A 16,368-nucleotide genomic window follows, 5' to 3' on the forward strand; every position below is an offset into this window, starting at 1 on the left:
CTACGCCACCTTCTCCCACAAGGGGAGAAAGGAAGATCGCGCGTCAATTCGCACCCGCCAGCTTCGCCTTGTCGCTGGTGGCCGCAACCACATCGCGCACGAGATCGAACACGCCGTCGGCTTCCGGCGGCCGGTTCGGCGAGCGGCCTAACCTCACAATCACCAGCCGCGCAGACGGCACGATGATCACATACTGCCCGATCGTACCCTTGGCGAAAAACGTGTCGCGCGGCCAGCCGCGTTCGGTGCGGTAGGTCGCGCCAAAACTGTCGCCGTGATTGGTCCAGAAACCAGCGCCCTGCCCGACCCACGCGTTTGGCGTCGGCGACGCGGAATATTTCACCCAGCCTTCCGGCAGGATGCGCTTGCTGCCGGCGACGCCGTCATTGAGGTAGAGCTGGCCGAAGCGCGCCCAGTCGCGCGCGCTGGCCAGCATCTGGCTCGATCCCTCCGCATTGCCGGACGCATCGAATTCGAGCGCGACGTGGCGCATGCCGAGCGGATCGAACAATTCCTGCCGCGCGAAGCGCATCATCCTTGACGCGCTGCCGCCCGAGGCCTGCCGGATCACGTGGCCCAGGATGACGGTGTTGCCGTCGTGATAATTCCACGCGGCGCCCGGCGCCGTCTCCAGCGGCATGCTCTCCGCATAGGCCGCCATGTCCGCTTCCAGAAATTTCATCCGGTTGACCGGCTCGAGCGCGGACGCCAGCGACGCCTGCAGGGAACTGCCGAGCTTGAGGCCTGCGGTGTGCCGGATCAGATGATCGAGGGTGATGGCGCGCCTTGGATCGTCGACGCCTTGCCACGCGGCAATCGGCACCGGCTCGTGCAGTTTCAGCGCGCCTTTGCGCACGAGGACGCCGGCAAGCGCCGACATCACCGATTTGGTCGCGGAGAAGCCGAGCAGCGGCGTATCGATGCCGATGCCATCGGCATAGCGCTCGGCGACGACGCGGCCATCCTTCATGACGACGATCGCCCGCGTGTTGCGCGGCGTCGATTTGTCCGGCTCGGCAAAGGCGCGATCGAGCGCGGCGGCCAGTTGCGGCGTCTGCGGCGCGACGATGGAGGGACCGGCGATCTCGGGCAGCAACGCCGCCTTTGCATCGGGCGACGGCACCGCGATGTCGGCGACCGCCCCACCATGATCGAGACGGCAGCCGAGGCCTTCGCCGCGGTAGACGGCGTGGCTCCGGCCCAGGCCGAACAGCGTCACCGAGACATCCTTGCGCACGCGATCGACACGATAGTCGAGCGCCCAGGCGATCAGTCCGGCGCCGGGCATCGCCGACGTCGTCTCGGCAAATGCGCGCGCGGGATCGAGGCCGGAGACGAAGGTTTCGGTGCAGACGACATTGGCGACGAAGCCGGTCGCGACTTTCGGCACGTCGCGGGCGCGAGCGGCCGTCAGGGTGAGCGCGCAAAGCGCCGTGGCGCCAGCGAGGATGAAGATCAGATTTCGTCGTTTCATGGGGGCTCCGGCATGACGCAGCAGTGCGTTGCCAGACAGGATGGCGCAGGCATTCATCGCCGCTCGCCGGATTTCGAAATCGCCCTGGCCGTAATCCTCAGCCGGCTCGCCGATTCCGGAATTCGCTAGTTTTATGAATATGATACCGGTCAGGCCGCGCTGGCCTTGAGCCGGCGATATTCGGTCGGCGTAACGCCCGTGGTGGCCTTGAAGGCGCGGTTGAAAGGCCCCAGCGACTGGAAGCCGGCGTCCATCGCAATCGTGATGACGGGGACCTCGGCCTGGCTCGGATCGGCCAGCGCCGCCTTGGCCTCCGCGATCCGGTGCTCATTGAGGAACACATTGAAATTGCGGTAGCCGAGCCGCTGGTTGATCAGCCGCCGCAGCCGGTATTCGGGGATCTTGAGTTTTGTGGCGAGCGTCCCGATGGTGACGTTGTCGTGGCGGTAAATGCGTTCGTCGGCCATCAGCCGCATCAGCGCATCGACGAGCTTCTGGTCGGCGGCGGGTTCGACCGCAGCCGCTTCGCTTGTTTCGGTCGTAACCGCTGGCGTTACCGGGAACAGGTCGGCGCCGTCGACGCGCATCATCGCCATCGATATCGATGCCACCACGGCGGCCAGCGCGGCGGAATTGACGGCGTTGGCGAACTCCGCCGGACCGCCGCCGGCCATCGATATCTGCAGCAGCGCATTCAATCCGCCATACAGCGCCGCCGCGCTGACGATGAAGACGCGGACGCGACGCCGGCCCTCGACGAGATCCGAAGACCAGGAGGCGATGGTCTGCACAACCGCCAGCACGATGAAGCCGAGCGCCAGCAGGTTGACGGCAATGATCGAGAGCCGCGCCCCGGAGGCCGGCGCCAGCCACATGCAGTTGACGAAGCTGAAGGCAGCGACCGCCGCCCAAACCAGCGCATGCCACGCGCGGAGCCTGAATGCCTCGTCGAACAGCGCCCGCGTGAACAGCCAGAACACCACGACATTACCGGTCGAGATCGCGATCAGCGGTGCATGGGTCGCGGATATCGGCCCGGTCGCGCCGATCGATGCGGTCACGGCATGCGCCGCCGAACCGACCGCAAAAGCCGCGGCCAATCGCCCGGCAAGCACCGTGCCAAAGCCGCGAAACAGCGATGTCGCCAGCAACAGCAGCAGCGCCACGGTGGCGCCGCGCAGGGCGATATCGATGGTGGAAAGCAGCATTGGACAGATCCGCTGCGCGGTCTTCGCGCTTGGTCAATCTAGTGCGAATTCGCGACTCGTTCAAATTGCGCCGGTCAGCCTTTCCATGTGGCCCGCACGGTAACCCAGCGCTCGTTGGGCTTGCCGTGCATGTCGACCTCGCCGTCATGCTTTGCGCCAAGGCGCCGCGCGACGCGCTTGGAGGGTTCGTTGTCGGCATCGATGCAATGGATGATCTCGTCGATCTGGAAGGTTGCGAATGTCCATGCGATCGACGCCCTCGCCGCTTCCACCGCATAACCCTTGCCGCGACAGGCGCGGTCGATGCCCCAGCCGACCTCGAAGCCCGGCCATCCCGGCGGGCACCACGGCCCGACGCGGCCGATATAGCGGCGGCTCGATTTCTCCTCGACGGCGAACATGCCGAAGCCGTGCAGCGCCCAATGCCCTGATATCACCGCAGCGTTGCGCCAGCCGCCGATTTCGGTGGTGATTGCGACGCCGTCGGACGTGATGTAGCGCGCGGTGCCGGGATCGGACAGCATCGCGGTATTGGCGGCAATGTCGCTCGCGCGCCACGGCCGCAAGATCAGGCGCGCGGTCTCGATGACGGGACCGTCGGCCTTCAGGAGCTTTGCGCCGGGCTTGAGCGGAGGGATCATCGGCTTCCTGCCATTTTTCTGTTCTCATGTGCTTACCGCCGTCATTGCGAGGAGCGCAAGCGACGAAGCAATCCATTTATCGGCACGTGGCGCGATGGATTGCTTCGCTTCGCTCGCAATGACGCGGAGAGGTCATGGCCCATAGTCCATCCCGCATTTGCTGTTATAATCGCCGCAAACATCAAGGAGTCCTTTCATGAGCTGGCAGCCATCCAACGATCCCGTGCTCGGCGATCCCAAGACCTGCGACGCACTCGACCTGATCATCGTGCCGCGCACCCGCGATCTCGGCGACGGCTTTGCCGTGCGCCGCGCACTGCCGCATGGCAAGCGACAGATGGTCGGGCCTTTCATCTTCTTCGATCATTTCGGGCCGGTGCAGTTCATGGCCGGCAAGGGCATGGACGTGCGGCCGCATCCGCATATCGGGCTGGCCACCGTCACCTATCTGTTCGACGGCTCGATCATGCACCGTGACAGCGAGGGCAACATCCAGGAGATCCAGCCCGGCGCGATGAACCTGATGACGGCCGGGCGCGGCATCGCGCATTCCGAACGTACGCCGGACGTGCAACGCCGTGACGGCCAGAAGATGCTCGGACTACAAAGCTGGATCGCGCTGCCGGCCGGATCGGAAGAGATCGCGCCGTCGTTCCAGCACTATGCCGCCGACGCACTGCCGACCGTGAAGGAAAACGGGTTCACCGCGCGCATCATCGCAGGCAGCGGCTTTGGCGTGAAATCGCCGGTCAGCATGGTGTCGCCGTGGTTCTACTCGGAAGTGACGGCGCAGGCCGGCATCAGCGTGCCGCTCGATCCGGATCACGAGGAGCGGGCGATCTACCTGGTCGATGGCGAGGTCGAGATTGCGAATGAACGTCACGAGGGACCGAGCCTGCTGATCTTCCGCCCCGGCGATCGCATCACGGTGAAGACGATCAAGCCGACGCGCATGATGTTTCTGGGCGGCGACGCGCTGGAGGGCCCGCGCCACATCTGGTGGAATTTCGTCTCCTCCAGCAAGGAGCGGATCGAGCAGGCCAAACAGGACTGGAAAACCGGCCGTTTTGCCGCCGTTCCGCAGGAACATGAGTTCATTCCGCTGCCGGAGTGAGCTAATGCTGCGCCTTCTCATTGACGCGCCGGCACCGGCGCGCCGCCTCGAAAGTCTGACCTGATGAACGCGATGCTCGCCAGCGACCTGCCCCTGCCGCGGATCGGCCGCGGCAAGGTGCGCGATATCTATGCCGTCGGCGACGACCGCGTGCTGCTGCTCACCACCGACCGCATCAGTGCGTTCGACGTCGTGATGGCCGAAACCATTCCGATGAAGGGCGCGGTGCTGACCCAGATCAGCGCGTGGTGGTTCCGCCAGCTCGAAGGCGTGGTGCCGCATCACATGATCAGCGCCGACGCCGACGAGATCATCCGCGAGGTGCCCGCGCTCAGAGATCTTCGCGCCGATATTCTCGGCCGCGCGATGCTGTGCCGGCGCACCACGGTCTTCCCGGTCGAATGCGTGATCCGCGGCTATATTTCGGGCTCGGCGTGGAAGGAATATGCCGCGTCCGGCACCCTCGCCGGCGAGCGGCTGAAGGAAGGCCTGGTCGAAAGCGAGAAGCTCGACGCGCCGATCTTCAGCCCGGCCACCAAGGCCGAGACCGGTCACGACGAGAACATCACGATCGCCCGCGTGCGCGAGATCCTGGGCAGCGACGTCGCCGAGAAACTCGAGAGCATGGCGCGCACGGTGTATAATTTCGGCGAACGCATCGCCCGCCACCAGGGCATCATTATCGCCGACACCAAGTTCGAGTTCGGCCGCGCGGCGGACGGCCGCATCATCCTGATCGACGAGGTGATGACGCCGGACAGTTCGCGGTTCTGGGCAGCGGATGTCTACAAGCCCGGCCGGCCGCAGCCCTCCTTCGACAAGCAGCCGCTGCGCGACTATCTCGACGCCGAACGAAAGGCCGGCCGCTGGAACGGCGATGCGCCGCCCCCACCATTGCCCGACAGCGTGGTGGACGCGACGAGCAAGCGCTATCTCGAAGCGTACCGCCGGGTGACGGGAAGCGAGTTGAAGGTCTGACTCCGTCGTCGCGGAGGCCGCTGTCCTCTCCGCGTTTTTGCCTGCGCGGCTGAAACGCGATGGCTGACACCTTGCAAGACAATTGCCGCCACTGCGTATGGGTCCCGGCCCGCCGTGCGCAATTGCGCACTAGGCCGGGACCACGAGAGTGCTACACCCCCGCCATCATCACGTATTTTATCTCGACATATTCTTCCATGCCGTGATGCGAGCCTTCGCGGCCGAGGCCTGACTCCTTGACGCCGCCGAAGGGCGCGACCTCGGTGGTGATCAGTCCGGTGTTGACGCCGACCATCCCCGACTCCAGCGCTTCGGCGACGCGCCAGACGCGGCCGAGATCGCGGGAATAGAAATACGACGCGAGGCCGAACGGCGAGTTGTTGCACATCGCGATCACCTCCGCCTCGTCCTTGAAGCGGAACACCGGCGCCAAGGGACCGAAGGTTTCTTCATGCGCAACGAGTGCGTCCGGCTTCACGTTCGAAAGCACCGTCGGCTCGAAGAAGCTGCCGCCGAGCGCATGACGCTTGCCGCCGGTGACGATTTTCGCGCCGCCCTTCACCGCGTCGGCAATGTGCTTCTCGACCTTGTCGATCGCTTCCATGTTGATCAGCGGACCCTGCACCACGCCTTCCTCGGTACCGTCGCCGATCTTCATCGCCGCGACCTTCTTGGACAGTTTTTCGACGAACTGGTCGTAGATCTTGTCCTGGGCATAGAGACGGTTGGCGCAGACGCAGGTCTGGCCCATGTTGCGATACTTCGAGACCATGGCGCCTTCGACCGCCGCGTCAATGTCGGCGTCGTCGAACACCACGAACGGCGCATTGCCGCCGAGTTCGAGGCCGAGCTTTTTCACGCCGACGGCGGCCTGCTGATAGAGGATCTTTCCAACCTCGGTCGAGCCGGTGAAGCCGACAAAGCGGACGGCCGGATGCTCGCACAGCACCTTGCCGATCGCGGACGAATTGCCGGTAAGGATGTTGAAGACGCCCTTCGGCACGCCGGCCTTTTCGGCCAGCGCGACCAGCGCCAGCGCGGTCAGCGGCGTTTCATTGGCGGGCTTGAGCACGACGGTGCAGCCCGCGGCGAGCGCCGGCGAGACTTTGCGGGTGATCATCGAGCACGGGAAGTTCCACGGCGTGATGGCGCCGCAGACGCCGATCGGCTGCTTGATCGCGAGCAGCCGCGCATCCGGCCGCTGCGTCGGGATGGTCTCGCCATAGACGCGGCGGGCTTCCTCGGCGAAAAATTCGACGTAGGCGCCGCCGATATCGACCTCGCCGAGCGCTTCAGTGAGCGGCTTGCCCTGCTCGGAGGTCAGGATCAGCGCGAGATCCTCGCGGTTGGCGATGATCAGGTCGAACCATTTGCGCAAAATGTTGGAACGCTGTTTGGCGGTGAGCTTGGCCCAGGCCGGGAACGCGCGCTCGGCGGCTTCGACCGCTTGGGTTGCTTCCGCGGTGCCAAGCGCCGGCACCTTGGCCAGTTCCACGCCGTTGACTGGGTTGGTGACGGGGCGCGACGGCGCGCCGACCCAGGCGCCATCGATGTAGCAGCGGTCGCGCAGCAGCGAGGGATCCTTCAGGCGGTCGTGCAGCGAAGGGGTGGAGGCTGAAGCGCGAGCGGCGACGGGCGGGTTCATGGCGTACTCCTCGGACTTTCTGGGATGTTGGTCCGAGTATAGGCCGGTTGCGCCGACAATGCACCGGCGGCAGACGCGGGTCTGCTTCAAGCTATGTTGAGGGGCGAGGCCGTCATTCCGGGGCGCGAAGCGAACCCGGAACCCCATCTTTCAACAACTGCTGTCGTGATCGTGGATGCTTGGATTCCGGGTTCGCGCCAAGGGGCGCGCCCCGGAATGACGAAGGAACCAATCAATCAGGCCGCGCCGCTCATATAGGTCTCGCGGCGGCCGATCATGCCTTCGGCGGCGGCCTTGGCGTCGGCTTTTGAGGAGGTGGCGCAGGTGCGGTATTCGAGGTCGGGCGACTTGGCCGGGTCGCGGCGACCGAACCAGGATTTGGAGCCGACCGACAGCTGCGCCAGCGCCTGGGCGACGTTGTCGACGGCCTCGAAGCAGTACAGCGCGCCGGTTCCGGCGATACGGACTTCATAAATCCCGGGTGTAATCGGCGCCTCGATGTTTTCGCCACGGCCAGGGCGGGGATATCGCTTCCATTCACTCCAGGTCGAAATCATTGCGTGAGCCTCGCCACGTTGGAAATACGGCTATTTCTGGTTAAGGGGTCCAGCCAACGCGCAACGTTTCTGCTGGGATTAGAACGCTTTACTGAAAAAATTCGGTCTCGGGAATCATGGCGAAATCACGATATCGTGGATGGTTAAGCCGGTCACGGGTTGCGCCGGGATCCGCTGCCAATTGTATGGGGGTGTTGCAGTTTTGTGCCGCCGCCCGACCGCGCCGCTCCGCCTTGCCCATCGCGAGCGCGCGACATTGCGCCACCTGCGGCTGCCGCTTGCCGGATCGCAGAAGCGGGAGGAAGATCGCGCCACTCCATAAAAATCAAAACGGGAGGTGACCCATGCAGAGCAAGGCCCAGATCGATCAGAGTCTACGTACGAGATGCGAGGCGAAGGATATTCCGGGCGTGGTCGCGATGGCGGCGACCGGAAGCGAAGTGATTTACGAGGGCGCGTTCGGCAAGCGCGATCTCGGCAAGGACGATCCGATGACCACCGACAGCGTGTTCTGGATCGCCTCGATGACCAAGGCGATCACCTGCGCCGCCGGCATGCAACTGGTCGAGCAGGGCAAGCTCGCGCTGGACGAGCCGATCGGCAAGCTGCTGCCCGATCTCGCGTCACCGCAGGTGCTGGAGGGTTTTGACGCCAGCGGCGAGCCGAAACTGCGGCCGGCGAAAAAGCCGATCACGCTGCGTCATCTGATGACGCACACCGCGGGCTTTGCCTACGACATGTGGAACGGCGACATCGGCAAATATCTGGAGAAGACCGGCACCCCCGGCATCATCTCCTGCCAGAACGCCGCGCTGAAGACGCCGATCATGACCGATCCCGGCACGCGCTGGGAATACGGCACCAATATCGACTTCGTCGGCAAGGCGGTGGAGGCGGCGAGCGGCAAGAAGCTCGATGCGTATCTGCGCGACAACCTGTTCACGCCGCTCGGCATGAACGACACAGGATTCAAGATCACGGATTCGATGCGACAGCGGCTGGTCGGCATGCATGCGCGTGGGCCGGACGGCGCGCTGACGCCGATGCCCTTCGAGCTGGAACAGGCGCCGGAGTTTCACATGGGTGGCGGCGGCCTCTACGGCACGGCGGCGGACTACATCAAGTTCACCCAGATGATCCTCAACAAGGGCCGCGGCAACGGCAACCAGGTGCTGAAGCCGGAAACAATCGCGCTGATGGGCCAGAACAGCATCGGCGATCTCACCATGGGCAAGATGCCCACGATGCTGCCGGCCTACACCAACGATGTCGATCTCTATCCTGATATCGTCAAGAAATGGGGCTTGTCCTTCATGATCAACACCGCCAAGACGCCGGAAGGCCGCAGCGCCGGCAGCCTCGCCTGGGCCGGCCTCGCCAACACCTATTTCTGGATCGACCCCGCGCGCAACGTCAGCGGCGTCATCCTGATGCAGCTGTTGCCGTTCGCGGATGGCAAGGCGCTGGAGACGTTTGCGGGATTCGAGCGCGGGGTCTATGCCGGGCTCGATGCGGGCAGCGGGCAACGCGCGGCGTGAAGCACAGCGAGGGCGGCGCGTGTCGCGTGTGGCGCCGCCCTCGCCCCACCCACACCTGTCATCCTCCGCGCAGGCGGGGGACGACAGCTGGGTATGACGGCGATAAAAATCGCCCCTACACCGCCAACCCGTTCTGCCCTGCCAGTTCCTTCAGCGACACCTGCGGCCGCGCGCCGATATGCTGGATCACTTCCGCCGCCGCGAGTGCGCCGAGTCGGCCGCACATCTCATGGCTGGCATCGCGCACGAGTCCGAACAGGAAGCCGGCGGCAAAGAGATCGCCGGCGCCTGTCGTGTCGACCAGCTTTTCAATCGGGAACGCCGGCGCCGACACCACGCCATCCTTCGCCGCGACAACACAGCCCTTTTCGCTGCGGGTGACGACGCCCAACTTCGTATCCGCGCGCAACTGCTTCAGCGCACCGTCGAAATCCGAGGTCTGGTACAGCGAATGCAGCTCAGCCTCGTTGGCGAACACGAGGTCCACCGTGCCCTTGCGCATCAGGTCGAGAAACTCGTCCCTATAACGATCCACGCAGAACGAATCCGACAGCGTCAGCGCGACCTGGCGGCCGGCCTTGTGCGCGATGGTGGCGGCCTTGACGAAGGCTTGCTTGGCGTTCGCGGGATCCCACAGATAGCCTTCGAGATAGACGATGCGGGCGGCGGCGATCTGGGCTTCGTCGATATCGGCGGGCGACAGATCCTGCGCGGCGCCGAGATAGGTGTTCATGGTGCGCTCGCCGTCCGGCGTCACGAGGATGTAGGAGCAGCCGGTGGCGGGGCCGGCTTCCGCCGCCCTGGTCTCGAAGGCGACGCCGGCGGCGCGGATGTCGTGGGTATAGAGCGTGCCGATCTGGTCGGACTTCACCTTGCCGATGAAGGCGGCGCGCGCGCCGAAGCCGGCGAGGCCGACGATGGTGTTGGCACCGGAGCCGCCGCTCATTTCGGTCGCCGGGCCCATATCCCTGTAGATGGCGGCGGCGCGGGCCTCGTCGATCAGCGCCATGCCGCCCTTGGTCATGCCGTGGTCGGCCAGGAATTTCTCGTCGGTCTGCACCAGCACGTCGAAGATCGCGTTGCCGATCCCGAGAACGTCGTATTTTGCATCGGTCATGTGAGGCGTCCTGTTTACGGCGTTGCGCGAAAGGCAGCGGCCTACCAGATCGGCCCCGCGCCAGCAAGGGAAGCGGCTGCTATAGAGTGCGGATGATCCGCGCTTTCCTCACCGTCTCGACCGGCACGCTGGCCTCGCGCCTGCTCGGCTTCGTGCGCGATTCGGCGCTGGCCGCGCTGCTCGGCGCGGGGCCGGTGGCGGATGCGTTCCTGGCGGCGTTTCAGCTGGTCAATGTCGTCAGACGGCTGTTGACCGAAGGCGGGCTGAACGCCGCGCTGGTGCCGGCGTGGCTGCGCGTGCGCGAGAGCGAGGGGCCCACGGCCGCCGCGGCGTTCGCGGGGCGCGTGCTCGGCACCATCACGCTGGCGCTGATCGCAGCCACGGCGCTGCTCGCGCTGCTGATGCCGCTGGTGATCGCGGCAATCGCGCCGGGGTTTGCCGGGCGTGAGACGCTGCAGCTCGCCACCGACAATGCGCGGCTGATGCTGCCCTACCTCGCCTTCGCCGGGCCGGTGACCGTGATGATGGCGCTGCTGAACGCGCAGGGGCGATTTGCGCTGACGGCGTTTTCGCCGCTGCTGTTCAACATCGCGCTGATCGCGGTGATGGCTGTGCTGATGCTGTTTCCGCAAAGCGCCGCCCGCGCCGCGCAGATCGTCGCCGCTACCGTCGGCATTGCCGGGCTGCTGCAGCTCTCCATTCTGGTTCTGCGCCGTGGCGAACGCATCGCAACTCCATTGCGAATTTCGTTCGACAGGGAAATCCGCGGCTTTCTCGCCAGGGCCGCGCCCGGCATGATGGCGTCGAGCGCGCCGCAATTGCTGATGGTCGCCGGCGCGATCATCGCTTCATCCTCACCGTCGGCGGTGTCGTGGCTCTATTTCGCAGGCCGGCTGGTCGAGCTGCCGCTCGGCATCGTCGGCGTCGCGATGGGCACGGTGCTGATTCCGGAGCTGACGCGCGCGGTGCGCGGTGAGGATCGCGCGGCCATCGCGCATGCGGAATCCCGCGGGCTGGAGCTTGCGGTGGGACTGGCGTTGCCGGCGACGCTCGGGCTGATCGTGCTGGCTGAACCGATCGTGCGGCTGCTGTTCGAGCACGGCGCCTTCACCGCCGACGACGCAAAAGCCACCGCGCGCGCGCTGATGTGGCTGGCGGTGGCGCTGCCGGCGCATGTGCTGGTGAAGGCGCTGTCGCCGGCATTTTTTGCGCGCGAGGATACGATGACGCCGCTGCTGTCCGCACTGAAGGGCGTGGTGCTGGCGGTGGCTTTGGCCTTCCTGCTGAGCCGCTGGTATGGCGCCGACGGTATCGCTGCCGCGATCGCGCTCGGCGCGTGGAGCATGGCGTTCAGCCTGATCCGCCGCGGTGCGGCGACCTTCGGCTTCTCGATCGATGCGGCAGCGAAGCGGCGGCTGCCGCGCATCGCGCTTTCGGCGCTGGCGATGGGCGCGCTGCTGTGGTTCTGCGCGCGGTCACTGCCGGCCGCCGCCTCGGGCGCACACGGGTTGCTGCAGGCCATTCTGCTGCTGGCGGCGATCGCGGCGGCAATGGCGGCTTACGGCCTGCTTTTGCAGGTTTTCGGCGTTGTCGGCTGGCGCGCGACGGTTAACGCGATCAGGCAGACAAAGCGCTAGCGCGCTTGCACTGGGTGCCCCTGCGTGGCAAACGACAGCGCGAAACAGGCATCTTCTGGGAAGCTGACCATGGCTTTTGTTGAAAAGGTTTTTTCCGGCGTCCAGCCGACCGGCAATCTGCATCTCGGCAATTACCTCGGCGCGATCGTCAACTTCGTGAAGATGCAGCAAACCCATGACTGCATCTATTGCGTCGTCGACATGCACGCGATCACGCAAGGGGTGGATGTCTGGGGCGGCCCGGCCGAGCTCGCGCGCAACACCCGCGAAGTGACGGCGGCCTTCATCGCCGCCGGCATCGATCCGAAGAAGCACATCGTGTTCAACCAGAGCCAGGTCTCGGGCCATGCGGAGCTCGCCTGGATTTTCAACTGCGTCGCGCGCGTCGGCTGGCTCAGCCGCATGACCCAGTTCAAGGAGAAGGCCGGCAAGGATCGCGAAAACGCGTCGGTGGGACTGTATGACTATCCCGTGCTGATGGCGGCGGACATCCTGCTGTACCGCGCCACCCATGTGCCGGTCGGTGAGGACCAGAAGCAGCATCTCGAACTGTCGCGCGACATCGCGCAGAAGTTCAACAACGATTTTGCCGACTCGATCCGCAGCCGCGGCGCCAATGACGGGCTGTTCTTTCCGCTGCCGGAACCGTTGATCACGGGGCCGGCGACGCGCGTGATGAGCCTGCGCGACGGCACCAAGAAGATGTCGAAGTCGGACGCCTCGGACAATTCGCGCATCAACCTGACAGACGATGCCGACACCATCGCGCAGAAGGTTCGGAAAGCGAAAACCGATCCGGAGCCGCTGCCGTCGGAGGAAAAGGGGCTGGAGGGCCGGCCCGAGGCCGACAATCTCGTCGGCATCTACGCGGCGCTGTCCGAGCGCACCAAGGCCGACGTGCTGAGCGAATTCGGCGGCGGACAGTTCTCCAGCTTCAAGAACGCGCTGGTGGAACTCTGCGTGACAAAACTCTCGCCGATCGCCTCCGAGATGAAGCGGCTGGTCGCCGATCCAGGCCATGTCGACGCGATCCTGGTCGACGGCGCCGAGCGAGCGCGCGTCATCGCCGACGAAACCATGCGCGCGACCAAGGATATCGTCGGTTTCATCCGGAAGAGCTAGAACGCAACTGAGATTCGCCCTCCCCTGGAGGAGGGTAATATTCCATCGCCGCAACATCGAGGAACCGCGACGCCGCTTGTCGAAAGCGGCTGCGCCGTGGCAGCATGCGGCGGTTTGGCGCAGCACCGGGACATGCATGACCACCCAGCGACGAAGCTACGAGACGGGCCACAAGCCAAAATGCCTTGTCATCGTTGACGAGACCGCGGAATGGGATCGCGCGGTCTACTACGCCAGCCGCTGGGCGATCCGCGTCGGCGGCGGGGTGGTGATGTTGCGCATCATCGAAATCGAGGACCAGAACCAGCAATGGCTGGGGGTCGCCGACATCATGCGCGCCGAGGCCGAGGAGGCCGCCAACGAAGCGCTCGACCGCGCCTCGGGGCGCGCCAACGGCATCGCCGCCATCACGCCGGAACGGGTGATTCGCGAGGGCGAGCCGACCGCCCAGATCCTCGACGTGATCGACAAGGACGTCGATATCTCGATGCTGGTGCTGGCCGCCAATCCGGGCCCCGAAGGTCCCGGCCCGCTGGTCAGCATGATGGCGCAGGTCACCGGTTCGTTCCCGATTCCGGTGGTCATCGTGCCCGGCGATCTCAGCGATCCGGACATCGACGCGCTGTCTTAAGGACTGATTTTGCTGCTGAATTGCAGGGTTGCGCCCCTTGATCGTGCACTGGCGGTCGCCATCTGCTAACGTACAGCCACGCGCCGGCCTTGAACCGGCGACGCCGGAGAAAAAACATGTTCATTCAGACCGAAGCCACGCCCAATCCCGCCACGCTGAAATTCATTCCGGGCCGCACCGTGCTCGACACCGGCACGATGGAATTCGCAAACCGCGATGCCGCCGCGCGCTCGCCGCTGGCCGAGCGCCTGTTCGGCGTGCCCGGCGTTTCCAGCGTATTCTACGGCTATGATTTCGTCACCGTTACCAAGGCGGAGGGCGACTGGCAGCACCTCAAGCCCGCGATCCTCGGCGCCATCATGGAACACTATATGTCCGGCGCGCCGCTGCTCGCCGACGGTTCTGCAGGGAATGACGAGGCCTCCGACGAGGAAGACGAGTTCTTCAACGAGGCCGATGCCGATACGGTCGCGACCATCAAGGATCTGATCGAGACGCGCGTGCGCCCGGCGGTCGCCAATGACGGCGGCGACATCACCTTCCGCGGCTTCAAGGACGGTGTCGTCTACCTCAACATGAAGGGCGCCTGCGCCGGGTGCCCGTCATCGACGGCGACATTGCAGCACGGCATCCAGAACCTGCTGAAGCACTTCGTGCCCGACGTGGTTGAAGTCCGGCCGATGTGAGGTGATGCCGTAGGGTGGGCAAAGGCGCGATTGCGCCGTGCCCACCATCATGCATCCGCACCACCGAATGGTGGGCACGCTTCGCTTTGCCCACCCTACACGATAACGATCTGACCTACGCCGCCATTCCGATGCTGGCCGCTTCCGCCGCAGCCCGCTGCATCCCGTTGGACATCTCGCTGGTGACGGTGCTCTGCTCCTCGACCGCGGCCGCGGTCGACGTGACGTATTCGCTGACTTCCTGGATCGCCTTCTTGATCGAATTCAGCGCTCCGACCACGTCGCCGGAAATGCCGTTGAGGTTGCCGATTTCCTGCTCGATCTTGTCGGTGGCCTGCTTGGCCTGGTTGGCGAGATTCTTGACCTCGGAGGCAACCACGGCAAAGCCGCGGCCGGCTTCGCCGGCTCGGGCGGATTCGATGGTGGCATTGAGCGCCAGCAAGTTGATCTGTCCGGTGATGTCGCCGATCAACTGCACGATGCTGCTCATCGACTCCGCCGCCAGCGCCAGACGCTGCGCCTGCTGATCGGCGGCCTCGACCCGATCGACCGCGGTCAGCGCCGTGTCCCTGGACTTCGACATTGCCGCCGAGATTTCACGGACCGAGGCGTTCAGCTCCTCGGCGCCGGCCGCGACCGACTCCATCATGCCGCGCACCCTTTCGCTCCGCATCCGCGCCAACACCTGCGCGGTGGTGTCGGAGGCGTATTTAACCACCTTGAACGGCTTGCCGTTGAGGTCGCGGATCGGATTGTAGGACGCCTGGATCCAGACCTGCTTGCCGCCCTTGCCGACCCGCTCATATTCTCCCGACTGAAACTCGCCACGGTTCAGGCCGGCCCAGAATGCGCGATAGGCTTCGCCGTCGCGCTGGCCAGCCGGCACGAACATGCTGTGATGCTTGCCCTGGATCTCGGCCAGCGAATAGCCGAGCGCGCCGAGGAAATTCGCGTTGGCCGTCAGCACATGGCCGTCCATCGTGAACTCGATCACCGCCTGCGACTTGCCGATCGCCTCGATCTGGCCGGCGAAATTCGCCGTTTTCAGTTTGTCCGCGGTGATGTCGGAGGCGAATTTCACCACCTTGAACGGCTTGCCGGTATCGTCGAGGATCGGATTGTAGGAGGCGAGGATCCACACCTCTTTGCCGCCCTTGCCGAATCGCTTGTATTCGCCCGACTGCAGTTCACCGCGGCCCAGCCTGGCCCAGAACTCCCGATAGGCGGCGCTTTCGCGCTCCGCCGGCGCCACGAACATCTGGTGATGCTTGCCCTGGATTTCCTCCAGGCTGTAGCCCACCGTGGCGAGGAAGTTCTCGTTGGCGGTGATGATGGTGCCGTCGAGATTGAACTCGATCACCGCCTGCGCGCGGCCGATCGCGGAAATCTTGCCGGCATCCTCCATGTTGCGGATCTTCCTTGCCGTGATGTCGGTGGCGAACTTGATGACCTTCACGGGCTTGCCGGCATTGTCCATGATCGGATTATAGGACGCCTGGACCCAGACCTCGCGACCGCCCTTGCCGAGACGCTTGTATTCGCCGGCCTGGAATTCACCGCGATTGAGGCTGGCCCAGAACGCCTTGTAGGCCTCGCTGCCGCGCAGCTCCGGCGGCGCGAACATCTGATGATGCTGGCCCCGGATTTCATCGAGACGGTAACCCATCGCGTCGAGGAAATTCTGGTTGGCGGTGACGATCGTGCCGTCCATCCTGAACTCGATCACGGCCTGCGAGCGGCTGATCGCAGCGGCCTGCGCCAATGCATCGCGAGCCGACGAACTGCTTTTCCACAAAGGCATAAAAATCCCCTCCCCAATGCTGGCACGGGCGCGGCTTGAAATTCCGAATGCAGCCCCGTCCGGATCCCCCTTGATCCGTATTTCCTCGGGAGTCAGGCTCTCACCGGCTGGTGAAGAAACACTTAATACCTTACAATTTCAATAGCTTAGCATCGTACGGTTGCATGATGATGCACGCGCATCAAAAATGGGGCGCGAGCTTTTTTGCCGCAGATTCCC

General features: G+C 64.8%; 14 protein-coding genes. 7 read left to right on the plus strand and 7 right to left on the minus strand.

Annotated features, from left to right (window positions below; all coding sequences use genetic code 11):
- Window positions 1-43: 43 nt before the first annotated feature.
- The 3 genes from QUH67_RS00085 to QUH67_RS00095 all read right to left on the minus strand — a co-directional run bounded on the left by QUH67_RS00085 (window position 44) and on the right by QUH67_RS00095 (window position 3,323).
- Window positions 44-1,474, minus strand: a complete 1,431-nt coding sequence (locus QUH67_RS00085) for a serine hydrolase domain-containing protein (RefSeq protein ID WP_300944633.1) — start codon at window positions 1,472-1,474, stop codon at window positions 44-46.
- Between the two features lie 149 nt (window positions 1,475-1,623).
- Window positions 1,624-2,682 carry an AraC family transcriptional regulator gene (locus tag QUH67_RS00090; protein WP_300944634.1) on the minus strand — a complete coding sequence of 353 codons (1,059 nt, stop codon included), beginning with the start codon at window positions 2,680-2,682 and terminating at the stop codon, window positions 1,624-1,626.
- A 74-nt stretch (window positions 2,683-2,756) separates the two neighbouring features.
- Window positions 2,757-3,323: a GNAT family N-acetyltransferase gene (locus QUH67_RS00095; protein WP_300944635.1), complete on the minus strand. Its 567-nt coding sequence runs from the start codon at window positions 3,321-3,323 to the stop codon at window positions 2,757-2,759.
- Between the two features lie 196 nt (window positions 3,324-3,519).
- On the opposite strand from QUH67_RS00095, the gene QUH67_RS00100 reads away from it, so the two are divergent.
- Together QUH67_RS00100 and QUH67_RS00105 are read left to right on the plus strand one after the other, a co-directional pair.
- Window positions 3,520-4,437 carry a pirin family protein gene (locus QUH67_RS00100; RefSeq protein WP_300944636.1) on the plus strand — a complete coding sequence of 306 codons (918 nt, stop codon included), beginning with the start codon at window positions 3,520-3,522 and terminating at the stop codon, window positions 4,435-4,437.
- A 63-nt stretch (window positions 4,438-4,500) separates the two neighbouring features.
- Window positions 4,501-5,415 carry a phosphoribosylaminoimidazolesuccinocarboxamide synthase gene (locus QUH67_RS00105; protein ID WP_300944637.1) on the plus strand — a complete coding sequence of 305 codons (915 nt, stop codon included), beginning with the start codon at window positions 4,501-4,503 and terminating at the stop codon, window positions 5,413-5,415.
- A gap of 151 nt (window positions 5,416-5,566) precedes the next feature.
- Here the strand turns inward: QUH67_RS00105 and QUH67_RS00110 are convergent, their stop codons facing one another.
- Window positions 5,567-7,060 carry an NAD-dependent succinate-semialdehyde dehydrogenase gene (locus QUH67_RS00110; RefSeq protein ID WP_300944638.1) on the minus strand — a complete coding sequence of 498 codons (1,494 nt, stop codon included), beginning with the start codon at window positions 7,058-7,060 and terminating at the stop codon, window positions 5,567-5,569.
- 236 nt (window positions 7,061-7,296) lie between these two features.
- Complete coding sequence (locus QUH67_RS00115) at window positions 7,297-7,617, minus strand: hypothetical protein (protein WP_300944639.1); 321 nt, start codon at window positions 7,615-7,617, stop codon at window positions 7,297-7,299.
- A gap of 344 nt (window positions 7,618-7,961) precedes the next feature.
- Here QUH67_RS00115 and QUH67_RS00120 point away from each other — a divergent pair, with 344 nt between their 5' ends.
- Window positions 7,962-9,155: a serine hydrolase domain-containing protein gene (locus QUH67_RS00120; protein ID WP_300944640.1), complete on the plus strand. Its 1,194-nt coding sequence runs from the start codon at window positions 7,962-7,964 to the stop codon at window positions 9,153-9,155.
- Between the two features lie 115 nt (window positions 9,156-9,270).
- Here QUH67_RS00120 and QUH67_RS00125 read toward each other — a convergent pair whose 3' ends face one another.
- Complete coding sequence (locus QUH67_RS00125; protein ID WP_300944641.1) at window positions 9,271-10,272, minus strand: adenosine kinase; 1,002 nt, start codon at window positions 10,270-10,272, stop codon at window positions 9,271-9,273.
- Between the two features lie 92 nt (window positions 10,273-10,364).
- On the opposite strand from QUH67_RS00125, the gene murJ reads away from it, so the two are divergent.
- From murJ to QUH67_RS00145, 4 genes are all read left to right on the plus strand, one after another.
- On the plus strand, window positions 10,365-11,909 hold the full coding sequence (murJ, locus tag QUH67_RS00130) for a murein biosynthesis integral membrane protein MurJ (protein WP_300944642.1): 1,545 nt from the start codon (window positions 10,365-10,367) through the stop codon (window positions 11,907-11,909).
- A 69-nt stretch (window positions 11,910-11,978) separates the two neighbouring features.
- A complete protein-coding gene (gene trpS, locus QUH67_RS00135; RefSeq protein WP_300944643.1) occupies window positions 11,979-13,031 on the plus strand; it encodes a tryptophan--tRNA ligase in 1,053 nt (350 codons plus the stop codon).
- A 136-nt stretch (window positions 13,032-13,167) separates the two neighbouring features.
- Window positions 13,168-13,662 (plus strand): universal stress protein, encoded by a 495-nt coding sequence (locus QUH67_RS00140; protein WP_300944644.1) that lies wholly within the window; start codon window positions 13,168-13,170, stop codon window positions 13,660-13,662.
- Between the two features lie 116 nt (window positions 13,663-13,778).
- Window positions 13,779-14,348 carry a NifU family protein gene (locus QUH67_RS00145; RefSeq protein WP_300944645.1) on the plus strand — a complete coding sequence of 190 codons (570 nt, stop codon included), beginning with the start codon at window positions 13,779-13,781 and terminating at the stop codon, window positions 14,346-14,348.
- A 115-nt stretch (window positions 14,349-14,463) separates the two neighbouring features.
- Here the strand turns inward: QUH67_RS00145 and QUH67_RS00150 are convergent, their stop codons facing one another.
- On the minus strand, window positions 14,464-16,149 hold the full coding sequence (locus QUH67_RS00150; RefSeq protein ID WP_300944646.1) for a methyl-accepting chemotaxis protein: 1,686 nt from the start codon (window positions 16,147-16,149) through the stop codon (window positions 14,464-14,466).
- Window positions 16,150-16,368: the final 219 nt, after the last annotated feature.

This window comes from Bradyrhizobium roseum (assembly GCF_030413175.1).
Lineage (GTDB): Bacteria > Pseudomonadota > Alphaproteobacteria > Rhizobiales > Xanthobacteraceae > Bradyrhizobium > Bradyrhizobium roseum.